This is a genomic window from Bartonella sp. AP88HLJMH (assembly GCF_042195605.1).
GTDB lineage: Bacteria > Pseudomonadota > Alphaproteobacteria > Rhizobiales > Rhizobiaceae > Bartonella.
On record NZ_JBHIOR010000109.1, the window covers coordinates 1 to 710 of the forward strand.

The window sequence follows — 710 nt, forward strand, 5'->3', positions numbered from 1 at the left end:
GTTGCTTTATAAACCGGCTTGCCATCTAAAGCATTTAAGACAATCGTGGTCGCTCCAACATTCTTACCCATAGCCATAAAGCGCAAAACGATACCATTCTTATACTCTAAAAACTGTGAAGTGCTTGCAAGTCTTATCACACTCGTTTGTTGGACAGGATCATTTGTAACAATGCCTTCAAGCTCTCCACCCGTGTCTGACAAGTATTCCTTTACGCGCTGCATCATCACACGGGCGCTTGTGTTCACACTGCTAGGATGCTGTCCTTCGGACCAATCAATCAAATTATCCACGCGCGTATTATCCGACGCTCTAAGCGACCAATCATAAATCGTTGACATTTCTCGTGAATCCTAGCTTCTGTAAAATGGTCCGTAAAATGCCCGCATGAATTGCGTCATCAAAGGATTATCATCATCATCACTCTCTTCTTCTTCCGAAGCCTCTTCTTGTGATGCTAATAATGCCCTTAAAACCTCTAACAAGTTGTCTCTATTTCTAATGCCACCATGCGCTGTAGGACTTGCTCTATGAGGCTGCCCCCCATACATCTGTAATACACGGTTGACAAAATCACTTGCACGCATAGCGTTGTTTCCACCATTCAAGCCAACCGCATTACTGCCAACAATTTGCGCCGCATTGGCATGGGGATTTTGAAGAAGCCGCGCGGCTCCTCCTGCCCCTTGTTGATGTGCTAAATACAATTC

Annotated in this window: 2 pseudogenes; both read right to left on the reverse strand. The window is 45.1% G+C overall.

Annotated elements, in window-relative coordinates:
* Nucleotides 1-341: pseudogene (locus ACFIMA_RS09845) on the reverse strand (phage tail protein); the annotation flags it as partial.
* Between the two features lie 12 nt (nucleotides 342-353).
* Nucleotides 354-710: pseudogene (locus ACFIMA_RS09850) on the reverse strand (lytic transglycosylase); the annotation flags it as partial.